At 72.3% G+C, this 21,949-nt stretch carries 22 protein-coding genes; 7 read left to right on the top strand and 15 right to left on the bottom strand.

From position 1 onward, the window contains the following. Positions 1-167: 167 nt before the first annotated feature. Complete coding sequence (locus B072_RS0125800) at positions 168-464, bottom strand: hypothetical protein (protein ID WP_018532842.1); 297 nt, start codon at positions 462-464, stop codon at positions 168-170. 91 nt (positions 465-555) lie between these two features. On the opposite strand from B072_RS0125800, the gene B072_RS0125805 reads away from it, so the two are divergent. Next, positions 556-1,491, top strand: a complete 936-nt coding sequence (locus tag B072_RS0125805; protein WP_018532843.1) for an NADP-dependent oxidoreductase — start codon at positions 556-558, stop codon at positions 1,489-1,491. Between the two features lie 268 nt (positions 1,492-1,759). On the opposite strand, the gene B072_RS0125810 is transcribed toward B072_RS0125805, so the two are convergent. The 4 genes from B072_RS0125810 to B072_RS0125825 form a co-directional block, all read right to left on the bottom strand. Continuing rightward, entirely contained in the window at positions 1,760-2,065 is a 306-nt protein-coding gene (locus tag B072_RS0125810; protein WP_018532844.1) for a DUF202 domain-containing protein, read from the bottom strand. Between the two features lie 8 nt (positions 2,066-2,073). Next, positions 2,074-2,466, bottom strand: a complete 393-nt coding sequence (locus B072_RS0125815) for a YidH family protein (RefSeq protein ID WP_018532845.1) — start codon at positions 2,464-2,466, stop codon at positions 2,074-2,076. Positions 2,467-2,487: 21 nt separating this feature from the next. Further along, a complete protein-coding gene (locus B072_RS0125820; RefSeq protein WP_018532846.1) occupies positions 2,488-2,994 on the bottom strand; it encodes an NUDIX hydrolase in 507 nt (168 codons plus the stop codon). 197 nt (positions 2,995-3,191) lie between these two features. Beyond that, a complete protein-coding gene (locus B072_RS0125825; protein WP_018532847.1) occupies positions 3,192-4,082 on the bottom strand; it encodes a DMT family transporter in 891 nt (296 codons plus the stop codon). A gap of 368 nt (positions 4,083-4,450) precedes the next feature. Here B072_RS0125825 and B072_RS0125830 point away from each other — a divergent pair, with 368 nt between their 5' ends. The 4 genes from B072_RS0125830 to B072_RS0125845 all read left to right on the top strand — a co-directional run bounded on the left by B072_RS0125830 (position 4,451) and on the right by B072_RS0125845 (position 8,420). Further along, positions 4,451-5,428 carry a hypothetical protein gene (locus tag B072_RS0125830; RefSeq protein WP_018532848.1) on the top strand — a complete coding sequence of 326 codons (978 nt, stop codon included), beginning with the start codon at positions 4,451-4,453 and terminating at the stop codon, positions 5,426-5,428. 38 nt (positions 5,429-5,466) lie between these two features. After that, entirely contained in the window at positions 5,467-7,005 is a 1,539-nt protein-coding gene (locus B072_RS0125835; protein ID WP_018532849.1) for an APC family permease, read from the top strand. 166 nt (positions 7,006-7,171) lie between these two features. Beyond that, a complete protein-coding gene (locus B072_RS0125840; RefSeq protein ID WP_086020402.1) occupies positions 7,172-7,825 on the top strand; it encodes a molybdopterin-dependent oxidoreductase in 654 nt (217 codons plus the stop codon). Then, on the top strand, positions 7,809-8,420 hold the full coding sequence (locus tag B072_RS0125845) for a cytochrome b/b6 domain-containing protein (RefSeq protein ID WP_026246304.1): 612 nt from the start codon (positions 7,809-7,811) through the stop codon (positions 8,418-8,420). The genes B072_RS0125840 and B072_RS0125845 overlap by 17 nt, the downstream gene beginning before the upstream one ends. 22 nt (positions 8,421-8,442) lie before the next feature. Here B072_RS0125845 and B072_RS0125850 read toward each other — a convergent pair whose 3' ends face one another. The 3 genes from B072_RS0125850 to B072_RS0125860 form a co-directional block, all read right to left on the bottom strand. After that, positions 8,443-9,450, bottom strand: a complete 1,008-nt coding sequence (locus B072_RS0125850; protein WP_018532852.1) for an aldo/keto reductase — start codon at positions 9,448-9,450, stop codon at positions 8,443-8,445. 95 nt (positions 9,451-9,545) lie between these two features. Beyond that, the gene (locus B072_RS0125855; protein ID WP_018532853.1) at positions 9,546-10,952 is read right to left on the bottom strand and encodes a gluconate:H+ symporter; all 1,407 of its coding nucleotides are present in this window, start codon (positions 10,950-10,952) and stop codon (positions 9,546-9,548) included. A 51-nt stretch (positions 10,953-11,003) separates the two neighbouring features. Further along, positions 11,004-11,513 (bottom strand): gluconokinase, encoded by a 510-nt coding sequence (locus B072_RS0125860; RefSeq protein ID WP_018532854.1) that lies wholly within the window; start codon positions 11,511-11,513, stop codon positions 11,004-11,006. 125 nt (positions 11,514-11,638) lie between these two features. Between B072_RS0125860 and B072_RS0125865 the strand changes: the two genes are divergently transcribed. Continuing rightward, on the top strand, positions 11,639-12,376 hold the full coding sequence (locus tag B072_RS0125865) for a FadR/GntR family transcriptional regulator (protein WP_018532855.1): 738 nt from the start codon (positions 11,639-11,641) through the stop codon (positions 12,374-12,376). Between the two features lie 22 nt (positions 12,377-12,398). On the opposite strand, the gene B072_RS0125870 is transcribed toward B072_RS0125865, so the two are convergent. From B072_RS0125870 to B072_RS0125880, 3 genes are read right to left on the bottom strand one after another with little or no spacing between them, the layout of a single operon-like run. Further along, on the bottom strand, positions 12,399-12,779 hold the full coding sequence (locus B072_RS0125870; protein WP_018532856.1) for a YchJ family protein: 381 nt from the start codon (positions 12,777-12,779) through the stop codon (positions 12,399-12,401). A gap of 42 nt (positions 12,780-12,821) precedes the next feature. Next, the gene (locus B072_RS44080) at positions 12,822-14,225 is read right to left on the bottom strand and encodes an amino acid permease (protein ID WP_018532857.1); all 1,404 of its coding nucleotides are present in this window, start codon (positions 14,223-14,225) and stop codon (positions 12,822-12,824) included. Further along, positions 14,219-14,974: a gamma-glutamyl-gamma-aminobutyrate hydrolase family protein gene (locus tag B072_RS0125880; protein ID WP_018532858.1), complete on the bottom strand. Its 756-nt coding sequence runs from the start codon at positions 14,972-14,974 to the stop codon at positions 14,219-14,221. Before B072_RS0125880 ends, B072_RS44080 begins: the two co-directional genes overlap by 7 nt. A 115-nt stretch (positions 14,975-15,089) precedes the next feature. Between B072_RS0125880 and B072_RS44085 the strand changes: the two genes are divergently transcribed. Continuing rightward, a complete protein-coding gene (locus B072_RS44085) occupies positions 15,090-15,827 on the top strand; it encodes a FadR/GntR family transcriptional regulator (protein WP_018532859.1) in 738 nt (245 codons plus the stop codon). Here B072_RS44085 and B072_RS0125890 read toward each other — a convergent pair. Genes B072_RS0125890 through B072_RS0125905 form a run of 4 tightly spaced genes read right to left on the bottom strand, consistent with a single transcriptional unit; the run spans position 15,799 to position 21,938 of the window. Further along, complete coding sequence (locus tag B072_RS0125890) at positions 15,799-18,081, bottom strand: glycoside hydrolase family 3 N-terminal domain-containing protein (protein ID WP_018532860.1); 2,283 nt, start codon at positions 18,079-18,081, stop codon at positions 15,799-15,801. The two genes, B072_RS44085 and B072_RS0125890, sit on opposite strands and share 29 nt — an antisense overlap. After that, positions 18,078-20,012 (bottom strand): glycoside hydrolase 5 family protein, encoded by a 1,935-nt coding sequence (locus B072_RS0125895; protein ID WP_018532861.1) that lies wholly within the window; start codon positions 20,010-20,012, stop codon positions 18,078-18,080. Before B072_RS0125895 ends, B072_RS0125890 begins: the two co-directional genes overlap by 4 nt. Before the next feature lie 43 nt (positions 20,013-20,055). After that, positions 20,056-21,081 (bottom strand): LacI family DNA-binding transcriptional regulator, encoded by a 1,026-nt coding sequence (locus tag B072_RS0125900; protein WP_026246306.1) that lies wholly within the window; start codon positions 21,079-21,081, stop codon positions 20,056-20,058. After that, entirely contained in the window at positions 21,078-21,938 is an 861-nt protein-coding gene (locus tag B072_RS0125905; protein ID WP_051127293.1) for a carbohydrate ABC transporter permease, read from the bottom strand. Before B072_RS0125905 ends, B072_RS0125900 begins: the two co-directional genes overlap by 4 nt. Positions 21,939-21,949: the final 11 nt, after the last annotated feature.

The raw sequence follows: 21,949 nt of genomic DNA on the forward strand, positions 1-21,949 counted from the left end.
GCGTCTCATCATGCCGACCAGTCGGTATGCCGTCCAGTGGCTGACGGAAACGTGATCGTTCGCACGCCGCCTACGGTGCCCTGTCGCCCCGGGCGAGCGAAAGGGCCCGGCATCGCATGCCGGGCCCTTTCACGGGTCGCTCAGTCGCTCAGGGGGGAGGGGGAGGGTCAGTGATCGTCCCAGTGCCCGTCGTGCTCCGCGTGCCGGTGACCGTCGTGGACGTAGTCGACGTGGTCGCCGTGCGCGACCGACTCGTGCCCGCAGCCCTCGCCGTGCCGGTGCTCGTGACCCGCGTGCGCGACATGTGTGCCGGGCTCGCACTCGTCCCAGTGGCCCTCGTGCTCGGCGTGCAGGTGGCCGTCGTGCGCGTAGTCGACGTGGTCGCCGTGCGGTACCGCACGGTGGCCGCAGGACGGGCCGTGGGCGTGCTCGTGAACGGGGTGCTCCTGATGGAGGACGGTCATGGTGCTCACCTTCGGTGACGAACGTCGGGGCTTACCCTCGTCAGGCTAGTCCGTAATGCCGGAAAGATTGCGTTGTGGGACCCTCCAGCGCATGAAGGCGATTACTTACCGCGCATATGGCGGCCCGGAGGCTCTCTCCTACGGCGAGGTCCCCGACCCGAAGGTCGGCCCCGACTCCGTCCTGGTCAAGGTCAGGGCGTCCTCGGTCAACCCCGTCGACTGGAAGTGCCGCGAGGGGTATCTCGACGGCGCCCTCGACCCGGTCTTCCCGGTGATCCCGGGCTGGGACGTCTCCGGCGTCGTGGTGCAACCGGGCGCCGCCGTCACGGAGTTCGCGACCGGCGACGAGGTCATCGGCTACGTACGGGAGGACTTCCTCTCCCGCGGCACCCTCGCCGAGTACGTCGCGGCGCCCGTGCGCACCCTGGCCCGCAAGCCGCGCAACCTGACCTTCGAGGAGGCGGCGGGGCTGCCCCTGGCCGGGCTGACGGCGCTCCAGGTGCTGACGCGCGCGCTGGAGGTGACCGAGGGGGACGTGGTGCTGGTGCACGCGGCGGCGGGCGGTGTCGGCTCCCTCGCCGTGCAGATCGCCCGCCATCTGGGCGCGCGGGTCATCGGCACGGCCAGCGAACGCAATCACGCCTACGTCCGTGAACTCGGCGGTGAGCCGGTCAGCTACGGCGACGGGCTCGCGGACCGCGTCCGCGCGCTGGCCCCCGAGGGTGTCGACGCGGCGTTCGACACGGTCGGCGGTGACACGTTGCGCGTGTCGGCCGAACTCCTGGCTCCCGGCGGGCGGCTCGCCTCCATCGCGGACGGGGAGGTGCTCGCGCTCGGTGGCCGGTACTGCTTCGTGCGCCCGGACGCCGTGGATCTGGCCCGGCTCGCGGATCTCGCGGAGCAGGACGTGGTGACGGTGAACGTGGAGCGGACGTTTCCCCTGGACCAGGCGGCGCAGGCCCACCGACTCAGCGCGGAGGGCCGGGTCCGGGGCAAGGTGGTGGTGACGGTGCCGTGGTCCGACTAGGGCCCGGTGGGGCTGGTCGCGTTCTCGGGTGCGGCTTTCGTCGTGGCTGGTCGCGCAGTTCCCCGCGCCCCTAAAGGCCGACCACTCGCCGTGGCGGGGGCTGTCTCGTTGTCGGGTCCGGGCCCGGTGGTGGGTTGCTCGCGCAGTTCCCCGCTCCCCTGGGAGCGAGCTTCGCTCGCCCGGGGGAGGCTCCGTGTAGCGCATGCCTTCAGGGGCGCGGGGAACTGCGCGAGAAGCCCCACGCACCCGCGCCCGGCAGCGCAGTCGCTCACACCACCAACGCCACCGCGAACACCGCCAACGCCACCGTGCACAGCGCCGCCGTCACGGCCCCCCGCACCGACATGACCGGTGGCGCCGCCTCGTTCAGCGCGAGGTCCGTGATCCGGCGGTGCGCGACGCCCAGGAACCCCAGCCACACCAGCAGGATCGACGCCGCGGACACCCACCCCAGCGCCCCGCCGGAACCGTGCAGCACCGTCTTCACGGACAGCACCGCCGCCACGGTGCACGAGAGCGTCGTACGCCGCCACGCGAGCCGCGTCCGCGCCGGCTGCAGCCCCGGATCGCGCACGCCCCCGCTCACCCCTCCCAGCCCACGAGCACCACCACGACCATGGCCACGGCGACCAGCGCCACGACCACGCTGAGCAGCGCCGGGAACCGGGACACGGGCAGGTCCTCACCGCGCCGCATCGCCCGCTCGCACCGCACCCAGTGGCTCACGGCCCGCAGCGAGCACAGCACGCCCGAGGCGAGCAGGGCGAGCGCGAGGCCCACCCGCCAGCCCCAGCGCAGATCCGGCAGGAACTGGTCCACCGCGAAACCTCCGCCGATCAGCGCGAGCGCCGTCCGCACCCAGGCGAGGAAGGTCCGCTCGTTGGCGAGCGAGAAGCGGTAGTCGGGCGTATCGCCGTCGTCCCTGATCCGCTCCGGCGCGAACCAGAGACGGATGTTGCGTACGAAATCGATCACCCGCAGGACACTACCTTCGGGTCACCTGTGAGCCTTCCATCGGTGGTAGGCGGCGAGGCTGTCCGGCGTCCACGTCCACTCGCCGATCCGCCGCTCCAGTTCCTCCGGGGCGAGGAAGGTGTGCCAGTCGACCTCCTCGGCCTGCGGTCGCACCGGCAGATCGAAGGTGACCTCGTACACGTACGACCACCAGGAACCCCGCGGTCCGCCCTCGTACAGGAACTTGAACAGCGGGGTCGGCCGCGGCAGACCTGCGACGCCCAGCTCCTCCTGGGCCTCGCGCAGCGCGGCCTCGTCGTAGCTCTCGCCCGCGCCGACGACGCCGCCGACGAACATGTCGTACAGACCGGGGAAGACGAGCTTGGTGGTGGTGCGGCGATGCACGAACACCTCGCCGGTGGGGTTCCGGGCCAGGATGAACGCGCACCGGTGCCGCAGACCCCGCGCGTAGGCCTCGCCGCGCGGGGCCTGTCCGACGACGTTGTCGTCCTCGTCGACGATGTCCAGGATCTCTTCAGCGGAGCTCATGCCGGCGAGGCTACGCTCCGCGCCCCTGGAAGCGAGCTCCGCTCGCCCAGGGGAGGCGCGGCGAAGCCGCTGCCTCGGGGGCGCGGGGAACTGCGCGACCAGCCACCACGCTCCCGCACCCGCACCCGCTCCCGCACCCGCTCCCGCACCCGCACCCGCCCACGAAACCGCGCCCCGCAGACGCAGACGCAGACGCGCTAAACCCCGGCCCCCACCCGCTCCCGCCCCCGCGCGGCTGCGCCCGGCATCGCGGGGTGCAGCCCGAGCAGCACCACGCCCGCCACGATCCCGGCCAACCCCACCGCCTCCCAGGCCAGCGCCCCCGTGTCGGCCCGCAGCCGGTCCCCGAGGAACCCCACCCCGCACGCGATCCCGGCCAGCGGCTGCGCCGCGGTCAGCGCGGGCAGCGACATCCGCAGCGGCGCCGTCTCGAACGCGCTCTGGACGAGGACGAGCCCCGTCACACCGAGGGCGACCACCGCGTACGGCTGCCAGCCGCTGAAGAGCTCGGCCCAGCCGCCGGCCGCGAACCGCTGCCCGCTCACCCGGGTCAGCGCGTCCTGCACCCCGTACAGCAGCCCGGCCGCCACCGCGAGCAGCGCCGGGCCCGCGCTCAGCCGGGCCCGCCTGGCGAGACCGGCGAGGAACAGGGCCGTGCCGACCATCACGCCGATGATCAGCCAGTGCCGCAGCGGATCCGTGACCGCGGTGCCGCCGCGCGGCTGCCCGGCCACGATGAACGCGGTGACCCCGCCCGCGAGCAGCAGGAGCCCGGCCCAGCCCTGCCGGCCGAGCGGCTGTCTGGTCTGGCGGCGCGAGAGCATCAGCGCGAAGAGGAGATTGGTGGCGAGGAGCGGTTCGACCAGGGTGACCTCGCCCCGGCCCAGCGCGATCGCGCCGAGCACCATCCCGCACACCATCAGCCCTATCCCGCCGAGCCAGCGCGGCACCCGCACCAGGTCGAGCAGCAGGCGCGGGGAGAGGAAGTCGCCGAGCGGAGCCCGCGCCGCCGCGTTCTGCTGCAGCACGAAGCCGACACCCAGGCAGAACGCCGCGCTCACGGCGAGGACGAGTACGAGAACCGACACGCTGCGCACCTCTACGGCAACTGGACGGGCAGGGGTGGGTATGCGCTGACGATAGCGCTCCCCGGCGCCCTTCGCGCCACGAGTGCCCGCCCTTCCGCGGTCGATGCCCCGCGGGTTCCCCGCCCGGCCCCCGTCGGCGCGTACTCGTGTCACCACCGCAACTCCCGTGCTGACGAAGGACGTTAAAAGATCGCGCGAGGTAACTCGGTTGATTGTGCGGCGAGTTGGTGAAGTCCGTCACTGGATCACTCTTGACGCGGAGCCCTCCGTACCGCTTTGCTGTCCGTGATCATTGACCTGGCCGCGCAGCGTCGCGCGGAGCCGACGAGATCTGCCGAGATCCGCAGAGCCGTAGAGGAACCGTCGCGGTGTCCCCACCCCCGCCTCCGCTCGGGCGCGCCCGCAAGAAGCCCGCGTACCCCGCGGGTTTCGGTGACCCCGCACTCGACGACGCCGACCTCGTGGCCGCCCGCGCCGCGCTCGCGCAGGGCCGCTGGACCGAGGCCAGGGAACTGCTCGCCGCCACCGGGGACGACTGGGACCGCCGCGGACACCGCGTGACGGTCCTCGCGCAGGAGCCCACGGCGAGCGCCTGGGCCGGCGACTGGCGGCTCGTCGAACCCGAGTCCACGGACGCGCCCGTGCTGCTCGCCTGCGCCGCCGTGCACCGCGCCGTCATCGGGAAGGCCCGCCCCGACAAGGCCCGCGCCGCCTGCGTGGACGCCGCGGAACTGGTACCGGACGATCCCACTCCGTGGCTCGGACTCCTCGCTCTGGAAAGGGAGTTGGGCCGCGAGGAGGATGTCGTACGGCTCTTCGACGAAGTGCGGCTGCGGCACCCCGTGCACCACCACGCGCACCACCTGATGGTGGCCCGGCTCGCCGAGCGACGCCCCGTGGCGGGGCAGGACCCGCTCCACGAGGTGTACGACTTCGCCGCCTGGGCGGCCGAACAGGCCCCGCCGGGCTCGCCGTTGGCGGTGCTCCCGGTCGTCGCCCACGCCGAACGGTTCCGGGCGCTCGCGAAGGCCGGCATGGTGCCCGGCGACCCCAAGCGGTCCGGGCACTGGAGCGGTCGGCGCGCCCGCCTCGTCATGAAGTCGGCGTTCGACTGGTGGCTGGAGTGGGGCGACCCGTACGACCGGGCCGGTGTCGTGCATCCGCGCGGCCGCGTCGACCTCAACTTCCTCGCCCACGCCAAGTACTGCGAGGGCCGGCCTGCCGAGGCGGCCGCCCTGTTCCACCGCATCGGCGCGCACATCACCGCAGCACCCTGGTCGTACGGCGACCGGGACCCCTACGAAGCGTTCCGCACCGCGCGCGACGCCGCGCTCGGCGCGGTGTGACTCATGGCCACCATCCCATCGGAAGGAACGACCCCGCGATGACGACGGACAGTTCGAGAGCGCCCGAAAGAGCGGGCGCGCCGGGCATCAGTACGTTCAAGGGCGAGGAGAGCGCGCTGCGGGCCGGCCGCCTCGGCACCGCCGGGCTGCTCCTGTCCGTGCTCGCCGCGACGGCGCCGCTGATGGTGGTGGCCGGCGTCATGCCCACCACGTTCGCCGTCGTCGGCGCCGTGGGCCAGCCGCTGCTCTTCCTCGTCCTCGGCGTCGTCCTCGCGCTGTTCAGTGTCGGGTACGCGGAGATGAGCCGGCACGTGCACAACGCCGGGGCGTTCTACGCGTACATCACCCGGGGTCTCGGCCCGAGCGCCGGATCCGCGGCCGCGCTGGTCGCGCTCGTCGCCTACAGCTCGTTCCAGGTCGGCATCTTCGGCATGTTCGGCTTCGAGGTGTCCGCGCTCGCACAGGAGCACCTCGACCTCACCGTCGCCTGGTGGATACCGGCGCTGGTGGCCGTCGCCGTGGTGGCGGTGTGCGGTCTGCTGAAGATCGACATCAACGCGCGGGTGCTGGGTGTGCTCCTGCTCATCGAGATCGCCCTCGTCGTCGTCTTCGACATCGCGGCGCTCGGCGACCCGGGCAAGGAGGGCGTCTCGCTGCACGCCTTCAACCCGGACACGCTCTCCGGCGTCGGCATCGGCACCGCGCTCTGCTTCTGCATCTCCGCGTTCGCGGGCTTCGAGCAGGCGCCGGTCTACGCGGAGGAGACCAGCCGCCCGCACATCCTCGTGCCGCGCGTCATGTACCTCGCGGTGGGCGGCGTCGCCGTGTTCTTCGCGATCAGTTCCTGGGCGCTGACCGTCGCCACCGGCCCCTCCGGGATCGTCGGCGAGTCCCAGAAGCAGTCGGCGGCCCTGCTCTTCTCCCTGACGGAGGACCGGCTCGGCACCACCTTCACGGACATCGTGCACGTCCTGTTCATCACCGGCATGTTCGCGGCGATGCTCAGCTTCCACAACGTCGTCGCGCGGTACGCGTTCGCCATGGGCCGCGAGGGCCTCCTGCCGGCCGCCTTCGGCCGCACCAGCAGCGCGAGCGGCGCGCCCGGCGCGGGCTCCGTGCTCCAGACGGTGATCGCGGCGGTCGTCGTCATCGCCTTCGCGGTGACCGACTCCGGCCCCGCGGGCGACCCGACCGCCCCCGTCCTGCACCTCTTCACGTGGGGCGGCAACATCGGCGCGCTCGGCGTCATCCTCCTGATGGCCACGGCCTCCGTCGCCGTCATCGTCTTCTTCGCCCGGCGCGGCGCGGCGGGCGCCCAGGCCTGGCGCCTGACCGCCTCCGCGATCTCCGGCGCGGCGCTCCTGGTCATCGCGGGCTACACGATCAAGGACTTCGACCTCCTGGTCGGCTCGGGCCCCGACTCCGCCCTGAACTGGGTGCTCCCCGGCCTGATCGCCCTGGCCGCGCTGGCCGGCGTCGCGTACAGCCTGGTCCTGCGCCGCCGCAACCCGCAGGCGTACGCCCGCATCGGCCTGGGCAACGAGGCCTTCCAGCTGGAGAAGCGAAGCGCCCCGTAAGGGGCGCGGCAGAAGTGACGGAACCCTGACGGCCCGGCCCGAGCCCTGGCCCCGGCCGGGCCCGACGTGCTCGAATCACGACGTGGACCCGTACGACGACCCGGGCAGGACCCCGGGCAGCAGCGACGAACGAGGCGCCCCGGTAGGCCGGCGCCTCATCCTCGGCATGGTGGGCGCGGGCGCGCTCGGCGTCGTGGCCGCGCCACAACTCCAGCGCGCCGTGGAGAGCTTCACCTCCAAGGACCCCACCGGCGTCACCGGCCTCCTCCCGGCCGGCGGCGGCTTCCGGTACTACTCGGTCACCGCCTCCGTCCCGCACAAGGACGAGCGGAGTTACCGCCTCACGGTCGACGGCCTCGTCGACCACCCCACCAGCTACACGCTCCCCGAACTGAGGGCGCTGCCCCAGACCCGCCTCGTCCGCGACGTCCAGTGCGTCACGGGCTGGCGGGTGCCGGGCACGCCCTTCGAAGGCGTACGGCTCTCGCGGATCCTGGACGCCGCGGGAGTGCGCCCGACCGCCAGAGCCGTACGCCTCACCTGCTTCGACGGCGCGTACACGGAGAGCCTCACCCTCCAGCAGGCCCGTCGCGCCGACGTGCTGGTGGCCCTGCGCATGCAGGACAAGGACCTCGGCCACAGCCACGGCGGGCCCGTCCGCCTCTACGTGGCGCCCATGTACTTCTACAAATCGGCGAAGTGGCTCTCCGGCATCACCGTCACCGACGACGTGCGGCCCGGCTACTGGGAGGAACGCGGCTATGACGTCGACGCCTGGGTCGGCCGGTCGAACGGGCGGGACGATGCACCCACCACGTGAAGCTCAACTCGCCGACCGTGTACGCCGGTTCACGCCGGCCGAACGCTGGGTCCACCGGGTGACCGCCACCCTCATGGGCGTGTGCGTGGCCAGCGCGGCCTGCCTGTACGTTCCCCAGCTCGCGGAGCTGGTCGGCCGCCGCTTCCTCGTCGTCACCGTCCACGAGTGGTCGGGGCTGCTGCTGCCCGTCCCCTTCCTGCTGGGCCTCGTCTCCCGCGCCTTCCGCGCGGACCTGGGCCGCCTCAACCGGTTCGGCGCGCACGACAAGGAATGGCTGCGCGCGGCGATCCGGCGTCAACAGGGCCGCAGGGCGGGGAAGTTCAACGCCGGACAGAAGGTGTGGGCGGCCTGGCTGGCCGGTGCCGTCCTGGTGATGCTCGGCACCGGCCTGCTCATGTGGTTCACCCACCTCACGCCCCTGGCCTGGCGCACCGGCAGCACCTTCGTGCACGACTGGCTGGCCCTCGCGCTCGGCATCGTCATCGCCGGGCACGTCGGGATGGCCGTCGGCGACCCGGAGGCCCGCAAGGGGATGCGTACCGGATTCGTACGCCGCGACTGGGCGCAGCGGGAACACGGGGAGTGGCTGCCCTGACCCGCGCCCGCCCACCCGCGCATCACCAGGCGAACGCCTCCGGGGACGGGCCGGGCCCCGGGAAGATCTCGTCGAGGGAGGTCAACAGCTTCTCGGGCAGCGTGAGTTCGACCGCGCGCAGCGCCGAGTCGAGCTGTTCCCGGGTGCGCGGGCCGACGATGGGGCCGGTGACGCCGGGCCGGGTCAGCAGCCAGGCCAGGGCCACCTCGCCGGGCTCCAGACCGTGCTCGGCGACCACGTTCTCGTAGGCCTCGATCTGCGCCCGTACCTCCGGCTTCGCCGTGCCGTCGGCGGCGCGGCCCATGAGGGTGCGTGAACCGATGCCCTCGCGCTGCTTGCGCAGGGCGCCGCCGAGCAGGCCCTGGTGCAGCGGCGACCAGGGGATGACGCCGACGCCGTACTCCTGCGCCGCCGGGATGACCTCCATCTCGGCGCGCCGCTCGAACAGGTTGTACAGGCACTGCTCGCTGACGAGCCCGACCCGGCCGTGCGCCCTGGCCTGCTCGTTGGCCTGGGCGATCTTGTAGCCGGGGAAGTTCGACGAACCGGCGTAGAGGATCTTGCCCTGCTGGATCAGGACGTCCATCGCCTGCCAGATCTCGTCGAACGGGGTGTCCCGGTCGACGTGGTGGAACTGGTAGACGTCGATGTGGTCCGTGCGCAGCCGCTTCAGGGAGGCGTCCACGGAGCGGCGGATGTTGACGGCGCTGAGCCGCGTGTGGTTGGGCCAGCCGGTCGAGCCCGGGGCCGTGCCGTTCTCCATGTTCCCGTACAGCTTGGTGGCCAGGATGACCTTGTCGCGGCGGTCGCCGCCGCGCTCGAACCAGGATCCGAGGATGCGCTCGGTGGCGCCGCGCTCCTCGGCCGTACCGTAGATGTTCGCGGTGTCGAAGAAGTTGACGCCGGCGTCGAGGGCCGCGTCCATGAGGGCGTGGGAGTCGCTTTCGTCGGTCTGCCCGCCGAAGTTCATCGTGCCGAGCACGAGCCTGCCGACCTTGAGACCGGTGCGTCCGAGCTGTGTGTAGCGCATGGCCGTACTCAACCTCTTGAAGTGCGCTCCAAGTCAAGGGTCAGGCCCGGGAGTCGGTCGACTCCCGGGCCTGACAGGTGTGTTCGGCGACGGCGCTAGATGACCAGCGACAGCAGCAGCACCAGACCTCCCGCGACCACGGAGATGATCGTCTCCATGATCGACCAGGTCTTCACGGTCTGCCCGACGCTGAGCCCGAAGTACTCCTTGACGAGCCAGAACCCGGCGTCGTTGACATGGCTGAAGAAGAGCGAGCCCGCGCCGATCGCGAGGACGAGCAGCGCCACGTGGGTGTCGGTCATCCCGGCGGCGAGCGGGGCCACCAGACCGGCGGCCGAGACGGTCGCGACGGTCGCCGAGCCGGTGGCGAGGCGGATCACGACGGCGATCAGCCAGGCGAGCAGCAGCGCGGAGATGTTCCAGTCCTTGGAGATGTCCAGGACCATCTGGCCGACGCCGGAGTCGATGAGGGTCTGCTTGAAGCCGCCGCCCGCGCCGACGATCAGCAGCACGCCCGCGATCGGGGCGAGGGACTTCTCGGTGGTCTCCTGGAGCCTGCCCTTGGTGAAGCCGGCCGGGCGGCCGAGGGTGAACATGCCGACGATGACGGCCACGAGGAGCGCGGTCAGCGGGTTGCCGATCACGTCGAAGGTGCGCTGGACGGTGTGCTCGGGGTTGTCCACGATGATGTCGACGAGGGCCTTGGCGAGCATCATGACGACCGGCAGCAGGATGGTCGCGACGGCGGCGCCGAAGCTCGGGCGCTTCTCCAGGTCGTCGGTGGCGCGGGCCGGGATCATCTTGTCCGGGGCCGGGACGTCGACCCACTTGGCGGCGTACTTCGAGAACACCGGACCGGCGATGATCACCGTCGGGACGGCGACGAGGATGCCGAGCGCGAGCGTGATGCCGAGGTTGGCGCCGACCGCGTCGATCGCCACGAGCGGGCCGGGGTGCGGCGGGATCAGCCCGTGCATGACCGACAGACCGGCGAGCGCCGGGATGCCGATGCGCATCAGCGAGTAGTTGCCGCGCTTGGCGACCATCAGCACGACCGGGATCAGCAGCACGATGCCGACCTCGAAGAACAGCGGCAGACCGATCACGGCCGCGATCAGGACCATCGCCCACGGCATGGCCTTGCCGCCGGACTTGCCGGCCTTCGCGAGGATCGTGTCGACGATCTGGTCGGCGCCGCCGGAGTCGGCGAGCAGCTTGCCCAGGATCGCGCCGAGCGCGATGAGCACACCGACACCGGCGACGGTGGAGCCGAGCCCACTGCTGAAGCTGGTGATCACCTTGTCGAGCGGGGCCCCGGCGAACGCGCCGAGCGCGAGCGAGCCGATGGTGAGCGCCAGGAAGGCGTGCAGCTTGAACTTGGTGATGAGCAGGACGATGACGGCGATGCCCGCGAGGACGGCGATCCCGAGCTGGGCATGGCCCGCGGAGGTGATCGGCTCGACGGCGTCCGCTGCCAGCATCTCGACGCTGAGACTGGTCACGGTCTTGATCCCTTGTACGTGAGTGGGGGGTGTGCCTGTGTGGGGGAGGGATTACTCGTAGGTGGCGGCCAGGGCGGCCACGGCCCGGTCCGCGATCTCTTCGGGGGAGCCCGCCACGTCGACGTCGACACCCGCCTCGTCCGCCGCGAGCGGCTGGAGCGTGGCGAACTGCGAGTCGAGCAGCGCGGTCGGCATGAAGTGGCCCTGCCGGTGCGACATCCGGTCCTCGATGAGCTGCCGGTCACCGGTGAGGTGGACGAAGACGACGCCCGGGGCGGCGGCCCGCAGCCGGTCGCGGTAGCTGCGCTTGAGCGCGGAGCTGGAGACCACTCCGCCCAGGCCCGCCCGGCCGTGCGCCCACTCGCCGATGGCGTCCAGCCACGGCCAGCGGTCCTCGTCCGTCAGGGGCGTGCCGGCCGACATCTTGGCGATGTTGGCCTCGGGGTGGAAGTCGTCGCCCTCGGCGTAGGGGACGCCGAGCCGTTCGGCGAGCAGGGGACCGATCGTCGTCTTGCCGGTGCCTGCCACGCCCATGACCACGACGACATGGGGGGTGCTCATCGCTGTGCTGCCTCGCTGTCTTCATCGACATCGCTGTGTCACGTCACTGAACCCAATACGTCTGACAAATTCAAGAGGGTGTGATTTATAAGTCAGACCTTTGGGGTCCCGGTTAGTCTTTTCCCATGACTACTCAGGACCGTGCCGCGGACGGTGCTTCGGGCCTTGCTTCCGACAAAGGCCTGCACGCCCGCGTACTCGACACCCTCGGTCCCGAGATCACCGCCGGGGAGTATCCGGCGGGCAGCGTGTTGCGCACGGACGAGCTGGCGCAGCGGTTCGAGGTGTCGCGCTCGGTGATGCGCGAGGCGGTGCGGGTCCTGGAGTCGATGAACCTGGTGGCGTCACGGCGCAGGGTCGGCGTGACGGTGCGACCCGCGCCGGAGTGGAACGTCTACGACCCGCGCGTCATCCGCTGGCGCCTGGCAGGGCGCGACCGGCCGCGCCAGCTGCGCTCACTCACCGTGCTGCGCTCGGCGGTGGAGCCCGTCGCCGCGGGCCTGGCGGCGCGGTACGCGACGGCCGAGCAGTGCGCGACGCTCACCGAGTGCGCGCTCGGCATGGTGGCCACCTCGCGCGGCCAGCAGCTGGAGAAGTACCTGATCCACGACATCGAGTTCCACCGGACGGTGCTCAGCGCCTCGGGCAACGAGATGTTCGCCCACCTCGGCGACCTGGTCGCCGAGGTCCTCTCGGGCCGCACCCACCACCAGGTCATGTTCGAGGACCCGGACCCGGCGGCCGTCACCCTGCACGTACGGGTCGCGGAGGCGGTCCGGGAGGGCGACGCGCGGCGCGCGGAGGAGCTCACGCGGGAGATCGCGGAGGGCGCGCTGCAGGAGCTGGACATCCTGGCCCCCTGAAGTCCCCGACCGGGGGCGGCGGTTACTCGATGAAGTCCCCGTCGACGTACACCCACGCACCGTCGACCCGCTCGAACCGGCTGCGCTCGTGCAGCACGCCGCCCTGGAAGCGGGCGCGGAAGGTGACGGTGCCGCGCTGATGGAACGCGGAGCCGTCACCCGTCTCCACGATCTCCAGACCGGTCCACCGCGGCGCGTCGCCGAAGTCGATGCCGGACGGCCGGGTCTTTGGGTGCCAGGTGCGCAGCAGGTACGGCCCGTCCCGGCGGACGAAGGCGGCGTAGCGGGAACGCATGAGGGCTTCGGCGGTGGGGGCGTTCGCCGTGCCGGAGTGGTACCGGCCGCAGCAGCTCTCGTAGGACTGAGGGAGGCCGCAGGGGCAGGTGGGGACGGTGCGTGACATGGGGCCCAGATTAAGCCCCTCCGGAGACTGAGGTGCGGGGCGCTACTTCCGGGAAGGGGCGGGCCCGGGGAAGAGGAACGAGACCCCGCACAACGCGGCGGTGAGCACCAGCGACCCCACGGCGTCCACCCGCGAGTCCGGCATCACCACCAACGACACGAACATCGCGCCGACCACCACGAGCACGGCCCAGCTCAGCCACGGGAACAGCCACATCCCGGTCCCCGGTACCGGCGGACGCCCGGCCCGCCGGTCCCGCCGCCCGAGCACGATCTGCGCCCCGGCCACACTCAGCCAGGTCACGAACATCGTGTCCCCCGCCATGTTCACCAGGCGGTCGAACGCCGAGGTGGGATGGACGAGTTGGAGCATGACGCAGCACACGGCGAGCGCCACCGTGAACAGGATCGCGCCGCGCGGCGCGGACGTCCGTGACACCCGCCCGAACAGGGCCGGCGCGTCCCCGTCCCGCGCCAGCGCGAACAGCATCCGCGAACTCGCGTACACCTGCGAGTTCATGGTGGACACCATCGCGGCGAAGAGCACGATCTGCAGCACGGCGGAGGCGTTGTCGAGCCCGAGATGCGTGAGCGTCGCCGCGAACGGGCTCTCGCCCACGGCCCCCGCGTTCCACGGCAGCAACAGCACCACGACGGCCAGCGACCCGAGGTAGAACACGCTGACCCGCCACAGGATGGAACGGGTGCAGCCGCGGATCGCCCGCGCCGGATCCTTCGTCTCGCCGGCCGCGATCGTCACGATCTCGGACCCGGAGAACGAGAACATCGCCCCGGTCGTCGCGAGCAGCACCCCGGACATCCCGTGCGGCAGGAACCCGCCGTGCCCGAGCAGATTCGACGTACCGGGCGCGTCCGTGCCCGGCAGCAGCCCGCCCACCGCGACGAGCCCGATCCCGATGAAGGCCACGATCACCGCGACCTTCAGCCAGACCACCCAGAACTCCATCTCCCCGTACGCCCGCACGGACGTCAGATTGACGGCGGTCACCACGGCCACGAGCACCAGCGCCGCCACCCACACGGGAACCGACGGAATCCAGCCGTGCAGGATCGTGCCGGAGGCGATCGCGTCGATGGCGAGTCCGAGCGGCCACCCCACCCAGTACATCCAGCCGCTGGCGAACCCGGCCCAGCGTCCGAACGCGAGCCGCGCGTACACCGCGAACGCCCCCGTGTCGGGACGGGCGACCGACATCTCCGCGAGCATCCGCATGACGAGCACGACGATCACGGACGTCAGCGCGTACGAGAGGAGGATGCCGGGCCCGGCCTGCCGGATCCCGGAGCCCGACCCCACGAAGAGGCCGGCCCCGACCGCGCCGCCGATGCTGATCATCGTCATGTGCCGGCCGTGCAGCCCTTGGGCGAGGCCGGGGGAGCGGGGCGGTGCCGAGCTGTCGAGCCCGGGGCGCCCGTCGGTCAGCACGCCAGTTCCGCGGGGGTCGCGGCGCAGCACAGGGCCCGGAACAGCGGCGCGCGCAACGCCGGTTCGGGCACCTCGGCCTCCGGATGCCATTGCACGGCGACCACCCAGGCCCCGCCGTCCGCCACCGGCTCCAGCCCTTCCACGCAGCCGTCGGCGGCCCGCGCCGTGACCCGCAGCCCTTGCCCGACCCGGTCGACGGCCTGGTGGTGGCCGGAGGCGATGGGCAGCCGGTCGGCGCCGAAGGCCCGCGCGCAGCGGCTGTCCGGCTCCAGGCGCACGTCGTGCAGCGCCCACTCCTCGCCCGTCTCGGCGGGCGGGTCGTGCACCACGGCACTCGGGGCCAGGTCGAGGTGGAGGGTGCCGCCACGGGCGACGTTCAGCAGTTGGAGCCCGCGGCAGATGCCGAGCAGCGGCAGCTCGGCGGCGAGCGCGTGCCGGATGACGGCCAGGTCGAGGCCGTCCTGCTCGTGGTTGACGTCGTACAGGGCCGGGTGATCGGCGGGCCCGCCGTACAGCGCCGGGTCGACGTCGCCGCCGCCGGGCGCCACGAAGCCGTGGCAGCGGGCGAGCCGGGCGTCCAGGTCCGCGCCGGGGGTGAGAAGCAGGGGCGTCGCCCCCGATTCCCGTACGAGCGTCACGATGTCGTCGAAGATCCGGTTCGCCCCGGCGACCCGCGGGTCGGTGCCCGGGGCGTTCGACGCGCTCAGCCGGACCGGTATGCCGATGACGGGCGCAGGGGTGCTGCTCATAAGCTCTCCGCAGGTTCGAGACGTGCCGGGAGGTACAGGGAAGTACGCGGCGCACTGAAACCTAGAGGTTAGAGTTCATGAAAAACAAGGGTCACCGCGAGGGAATCGATATCTGATGACTGAGGACGTCTGGAGCCGGCACGTCCGTCCGGTCCGCTCGGGCGGCGCCGCGGAGGCGATCGCGCGGCGCCTGAGCGAGCTGATCGGTGCGCGGATGCTGGTCGCGGGGGACCGCTTTCCCTCCGAGAAGGCCCTGGCGGAGATGTTCGGCGTCGCGCCGATGACGGTGCGCCACTCCATGGCCGTCCTGCGTGAGGAGGGCCTGGTCGAGACGCGGCGCGGCTACAAGGGCGGCACGTACGTCGCCGAGGACGTGCTGTCGCGCGTGAAGGAACTCGTCGGCCTGCACCCGTACACGGTCGAGCAGGTCGAGGAGCTGACGGCCTGGCGACAGGCGATCTCCGGTGAGGCGTCCGCCCGCGCGGCCCGTCGCGCGGGCAAGGACGGGCATACGCTGCTGCGCGAACTGGCCGCCCGTACACACGAGTTGCTCCCCGACGCGGACGCCTATCGCACCGCCGACGCCGCGTTCCACCTCGCCATCGCCGAACTCTCAGGATCCCGGCGCCTGTTGGATGCCGAGCAGGGCATCCAGCACGAGCTGACCCAGCTGCTGTCCACGCACCCGGGCGGCGCCGAGGCCCGCTCGACCCCCGGCCAGCTGCACGAGCCGCTGACCCGCGCGATCGTCGCGGGCGACGCCGAGCGGGCCCGCGAGGAGTTCCGCATCCACGCGCAGGCCACGCTCGACATGTGCCTGATCTTCAGCGGGGAGACGCCGACCCCGGAGTGACGGTCAGCGGGGCGCCCTGGACGCGGTCGGAGGACGGACCGACCTCCACCGTCAACTCGCCCGCATCCACGAGGAGTTCGAGGTCCCGGCCGACCGAGGCGAGCGTCTCGGCGGTCACCTCGAAGGTCACCTCACGGCGTTCGCCCGGCGCGAGATCCACCTGGGTGAACCCGCGCAGCTCCCGCACTCGGGGCCACGACGCACCGCCCGACAGCCGGCGCACATACAGCTGCACCGTCTCCCGCACGGCGGCCCCGCCCGTGTGCTCGACCGTGACCGTGCAGGTCAGACGCGGATCGGCCGGGGACACCGTGGAGCGGCTCAGGCGCGGCGGGCCGTAGTCGACCGTCCCGTACCCGAGCCCGTGCCCGAAGGCGTACCGGGCCGTCGCCTGCTGGTCGACATAGCCGCGATAGCCGTGGTCCTTCGCGTTGTAGAAGACCGGGAGCTGCGCCGCCGAGCGCGGCACCGACACCGGCAGCCGCCCGGCGGGCACCACGGTTCCGAAGACGATGTCGGCCACGGCGCGTCCGCCCCACGGTCCCGGATACCAGGCGCACAGGACGGCCGCCGCCCGGTCGAAGCGCTCCGGCAGCGCGTGCGGCCGCCCCTGCACGAGCACCACCACGACCGGCACCCCGGTCGCGGCCACGGCGTCGAACAGCGCCGACTGGCCCCCGGGGAGGGCGAGGTCCGCGAGATCCACGCCCTCGCCGCAGGTCATGCCGGCCGGGTTGCCCGACGTGACGACGGCGGCGCCGTTCGCCTCGAACCGGGTGTCGGCCTCCCGGGCGCTCGACCCGCCGAGCACGAGCACGGCCACGTCCGCGTCCGACGCCGTCGCGACGGCCCGGGCCACCCCGGACGAGTCGCCGCCGACCAGCTCGCAGCCGCGCGCGTACGTGACCTCGCGTCCCCGGCCGGCGGCCGCGCGGATCCCGTCGAGCACCGTGACACCGGTGCCGGGCCGCTGCGGCGCCGTGTAGTCGCCGATCTGCTGCGGCACCGAGTCGGCGTTCGGCCCGATGACCGCGATCCGGCGTACGGCCGGGCCGAGCGGCAGCGTGCGCGCGTCGTGCTCCAGCAGGGTGACCGAGGCGCGGGCGAGACGTTCGCTCAACTCCGTTACACCGGATGGGCGTTCACGCTCCCCGACGTACGGGTTCTCGAACAGCCCGAGCCGGAACTTGAGCGTGAGCACCCGCGCCACCGCCGCGTCCAGCGCGGCCACGGACACGAGGCCGCGCTCGACCGCCTCCCCGAGCCGGGGGAACGCGGCGTCCCACAGGCTCAGATCGGTCCCGGCCGCGAGCGCCATGGCGCCCGCCGCGACCGGGTCCCCGGCGAGCCGCGTCAGCCGGTCGAGGGCGCAGCCGTCCGCCATCACGATCCCGTCGAACTCCCACCGGTCCCTGAGGAGTTCGGTGAGCAGATAAGGGCTCGCGGCGCACGGCAGTCCGTCGAACTCGTTGTACGCGGCCATCACCCCGGCCGCCCCGGCCCGTACGCCCGCGAGCGCCGCCGCCAGATGGATCTCGTGCAGCTCGCGCACGCCGAGCTCGGTCGCCGCGCTGTTGCGGCCCCCGACCGTCGCGCCCTGCCCGGCGAAGTGCTTCAGCACCACACCGACGTCCCGCGACCGCATGCCGCGCACCAGCGCCTCGGTGAAGCGGGCGGCCAGATACGGGTCCTCGCCGAAGCACTCCTCGGCGCGGCCCCAGCGCGGGTCGCGCACCAGATCCAGCGCCGACACGAGCGCCACGTGGCCACCGCGCGCCCGGAGTTCGGCGGCAGCGGCGGCGGCCGCCGCCTCGTAGAGGTCCGGGTCCCAGGAACCGCCCACGGCCAGGTTCACCGGCAGGACCGTGCCGTCCAGGGCCTGATGTCCGTGCGGCACCTCCTCGACCATCAGGACCGGGATGCCGAGGCGCGTCTCCTCCACCAGGTGCCGCTGCACGGAGTCGGCCACGGCGGCCGCGTCCGCCGCCGTGATCCCGTCCGCGAAGGTCACGCCCGACCAGGGGTCGGCGCGCTGCAACCCGTACAGGGCGCCCATCCCGTCGTACGCGGCGACCTCCGCGCGGAACGCCTCCGTCAGCCGGAACTCCCCGGCGGGCGTGCGCTCGTACGCGTGCCAGCCGTACAGCCGCTGATTGACCTGGCCGACCTTCTCGGCGAGCGTCATCCGGCCGAGCAGGTCCCGCACCCGGTCCGGTACCGGCGCGGCCGGGTCCCGGTAGAGCGGCGAGCTCACCGCAGTTCCAGCACGCGCACGCCGAAGGCGCCCAGCGTCACCTCGGTGACCGGGTCACCCGTGGCCAGGTCGTGCAGGGTGCCCGCCGCCGACGGGCGGACCGTGAGCTCCGCGTCGTCCTGGCTGACCAGCCACACGAACCGCCGCCCGTCCTCGTGCACGAGCAGGTCCGTGCCGACGAACGGCGAGTCGACCGTCACCGGCCGCTCCACCCCGGCGACCTCGGCGAGCGCCGCGTACAGCCGGTGCGTCTGCTCCGGGTTCACCCGGGCCGTGCGCGCCGCCATGTGTTCGAGGGGGTACGTGGCGAGGACGGTGCGCCCGCGCCCGGTCTCGCGGCACAGCAGGGCCGGGCGGCCGTGCCCGTCCACCGCGACGACCCGCGCGTCCTTCGGGACCACCGGCAGGTAGGCCCGGCTGTCCTCGTTGCCCGCGACCGGGAAGCGGAGCGTGTCCCCGGCCCGGATGCCGCCGAAGTCCTCCCGGAACGTCAGCTCCAGGGTGTCGTCCTCGATCGGCTCCGCGACGCCGTACGACAGCTGCAGCTCGACCCCGAACAGGCCGTCCAGGTCGTCGAACCACGGTCCGCGCGTCCCCGGGTGCTCGCCCGAGCAGAACGACAGGTAGACCGTGGCGCCCTCCTCTGCCCTGCGGCGCAGCGCCCGCGTGGTCCGCGTCGTCAGCTGCCGGGTGGCGGGCAGCAGGTAGAGCCGCGCGTCCTGCGCGATGCCGTCGGCCTCCCGGGTCAGCGCGGCCGGCAGGTCGGCGGCGCGCGCGGCGACGTACCCCTGGTGCAGCGAGCTGAAGATGAGCGGGCGGTCGGCGGGGCGGCTGTAGGGGTAGCCGCGCTCCAGGAAGGCGGGCACGACGAACGCCGCGTCCGCGTCCGCGCGACGGCAGCGAGCGAAGTCGACGTCCTCCAACACCCGCGCGAAGGCGGCCAGTTCACGCAGCGGGGCCTTCGGGGCGCCGGTGCTGTCCGTGATGCCGAAGTGCATCTCGAAGGGGTGGTGGTCGTAGGGCGAGCGGTCCCACAGGTCGTCGTAGTCGGTGTTGTTCCACGCGATCCAGCCGGTCGCGCCACCGAGCAGTGAGTTGTGCAGCGTCTGCCGGTAGTACACGCCCGCGTTCTCCGCGGACACCGTGTCCGTGGAGAGGCCGAACTCCTCCAGGACGACCGGCTGTCCGGTCACCGACGCCAGCTCGCACTCGAAGGCCGCCCGGTAGTGCTGGCGGGCCCGGTCCGTGTCCGAGCGGTAGACGTGCGGGCCGACGAAGTCCACGTACTCGGCCGTGTCGCGCAGCGAGAAGCCGTTGTCGCGGCCCGTGACCTCGATGCCCCAGGCGCCGTCGCCGAGCGAGACGGGCTGGGTGGCGCCCGCCGCGCGCACCGCGTTGCACATCGACTGCGCCCACGCGGTGACGACGTCGCTGTGCGGCGGGTCGACCTGGTAGATGCGGCCGTAGCCCGGCATCTCGTTCGTGATCAGCCAGCCGGTGACCGCCGGGTGGTCCTTGAACCGGCGCGTCATCTGGGACGCGAACCAGGCCTGGCGGCCCACCATCCACACGTCCTCGTACAGATCACGGCCACCGCGCCACGCCGGGTCCCAGTTCTCGCCCGACATGTGCCCGACGATGAACGTCGGCACCGACCCCATCCCCAACTCCTGGTGGGCGTCGAGGAAGTCGCGGAACTTGTCGCACAGCTCCTCGTCGATGCGGTGCGGTTCGGGGTGGAAGTCCGGCCAGTAGAAGAACGACCGGGTCATGTTCAGCCCGTGCTCGCGCAGCACCGCCAGCTCCTCGCGCACCACCTTCGGGTCGTAGTCGCGCCACATCAGGGGCCCGCCGGTACGGGACCAGAAGTTGGTGCCGAGCCAGGGCAGGACGGCGGCGTCGTGGGTGAGGTGGGCGCTGTGGCGTCGCATGGTGGTACGTAGCTCCGTTGCAGTGCTGTCGAAGTGCTGTGATTTACAGGGGAGTTGCGGGGCCGGTCGACTCGCGGACGACCAGCCGCGGGCGGCCGTCCAGCGGCGCGTCGGGCACGTCCTCGCCGCACCGGGCGAGCAGCGCCCGCGCGGCGGCGGCACCGACCCGCTGCACCTGCTGGTCGACGGTGGTCAGCCGCGGGTGCAGCCAGCGGCCCAGCGGCAGGTTGTCGTAGCCGACGACCGACAGGTCGTCGGGCACCCGCAGTCCCGCCCGCTGGGCGGTGCCGATGCCGCACACCGCCATCGAGTCGTTGGCGTACACGAGAGCCGTGGGGCGCTCGGGACGGGCGAGGAGCTCCTGCGTCGCGGTGACGGCCGCGCCCTCGCTGAAGTCCGTGTGCAGGACCGCCGCGGGCGCGAACCCGAGCGCCTCCTCGAACGCGGCGAGCCGCAGCCGGGTGTGCTGGAGCTCGGCGGGACCCGCGACGTACGCGATCCGCCGGTGCCCCGACTCCCGCAGGTGCGCGGCGACTTCCCGCACACCGGCGCCCTGGTCGGCGAGCCCGACCACCGGCACGCCCGGCGTCGGCGCGCCGAGCAGCACCGCGGGAAGCCCGAGCCGGGACAGCAGCGCCGGACGCGGATCGTCGGCCCGCGCGTCCGTGAGGACCGCACCGTCCACCCGCTTCTCGGCGGCGAGCCGCTCGTACAGCGCGCCCTCCTCGGCCACGTCCGCGACGAGATGCAGCAGCAGGCCGTAGCCGCGCGGCGCCAACTCGCCCTCGATACCGGTGATCAGCTCGCTGAAGTGCGGGTCGGCGCCCAGCACATCGGTCGGCCTGCGCACCACGAGCGCCAGCGTCCGGGTCCGCGCGCTGCGCAGCGCCGTCGCCGAGGCGCTCGGCGACCAGCCGAGTTCCAGCGCCGCCGCCAGGATCCGCTGCCGCGTCGACTCGGCGAGCCGCCCCTTCTCGTTGAAGGCCTGCGACACCGCGGCCGTCGACACTCCCGCCGCGGCCGCCACCGCCTTGATGGTCGGCCGCGCACCTGTCCTCGAACCGCTCACATCTTCACCGCCCCACTGACCAATGCCTGTTGCATCCGCTTCTGGAGCACCGTATAGACCACCCACACCGGGACGAGGGTGAGGACGGTGCCGGCGGTGAGCACCCCGTAGTCGGTGCCCGTGATGGATTTCAGGGTGGGCAGGGCGACCTGGACCGTGCGCTGCGCCGGGTCCGGGCCGATGATGACCAGCGAGTACAGGTACTCGTTCCAGAAGGTGAGGAAGTTCAGCAGCAGCACCGTCGCGATGCCGGGCAGGCACATCGGCGTGTAGACGTGCCGCAGCACCGCGAACGTCGAGGCGCCGTCGAGCCGCGCCGCCTCCTCCATCTCCTTCGGGATCGTCCGCATGAACTGCACCAGGATGACGACGGACAGCGGCATCGCGGTCGCCGGCAGGAACAGCACCATGAAGGTCCGGGTGTGGAACAGACCGGTCGCGGCGGCCAGCAGGAAGGTGGGGAACAGCGCGGCGAACGTCGGGATCAGGAACCCGAGCGAGAACACCTTCTCCACCGCGGAGGCGAGCCGCCCCGTCGACCGGGCCAGCGCGAACGCCGCCGGGATCGCGAGCAGCAGCGTGAGCGCCAGGGAGAACACCGTCACCAGCGCCGAGTTGACGATCGCGAGCCCCAGGTCCGCGCTCTGGAAGGCCGTCGTGAAGTTGTGGAACGAGTACGACGACGGCAGCGCGAAGGGATGCGCGAAGATCTCGTCGTTCGTCTTGAACGCCGAGGCGACGAAGTAGTACAGCGGGATGACGAGGAGCACCGCGTACAGCCACACGAGGATGTGCGCGGGCAGCCAGGAGCGGCCGAACTTCCCACGAGCTGACGCAGACGACGCAGAGGACTTCATGAACGTACGGC

This window comes from Streptomyces sp. HmicA12 (genome assembly GCF_000373565.1).
Taxonomy (GTDB): Bacteria; Actinomycetota; Actinomycetes; order Streptomycetales; family Streptomycetaceae; genus Streptomyces.